Here is a 638-nt window from a genome sequence, read left to right on the forward strand (position 1 = left end):
CTGTTTATTTTAATATAGTTCAAAGTACAATTATTAAATACTAGCCCATGATCCCTCCCCCTGATGTAATTATTATTAGACTTGTTGAATGAGTTTGCCAAAAATTTCATTCCAGGAGCTTCAAGTCCTGTGATATCACAGTTATAAAAATGACTCAGAAGTATACTCGATCCAGGACAACTACCTCCCTGAATTGTACAATCTTGAACAAAAGACTGCATAAAGAGATAAGCCCCTAATTTTTCTTGGATATTGACGGGTTGTTTAACGGTGTAGACTTGAGACGTCTCACAACTATAATGATTTATTTCGCATTTAGAAATAAAACAACCTTTAAACATACCTATTATTGATTTTTCATTTCCTGACTCTGCAGTTTTTTCATTAGGATCATAAAAATGTATGTTGTTGAACTTACAATCTTCGAAATAACAATTTTCAAAAACTGGTCCTTCAAGGGTCGGAGTTTCTATATTTCCTGAAAAAGTTACATTTTTAAAACTACAATATTTTAATGAATTTAATACATCTTTAGGCAACGAATTTAAATTGATAGTTGTATCAAAAACAGGAATTTTATTTTTAATAAGCGTCGTAAGTTTTACAGCATTATCAGAAAACTTTAATCTCTTCATGGG

The 638-nt window shown here is 30.7% G+C and carries 1 pseudogene; it reads right to left on the reverse strand.

Annotation, left to right across the window (positions count from 1 at the left end):
- Window positions 1–638, reverse strand: a pseudogene (locus HEN33_RS25355) (type III effector); the annotation flags it as partial.

This window comes from Escherichia sp. 94.0001 (assembly GCF_013369155.2).
Taxonomy (GTDB): domain Bacteria; phylum Pseudomonadota; class Gammaproteobacteria; order Enterobacterales; family Enterobacteriaceae; genus Escherichia; species Escherichia coli_F.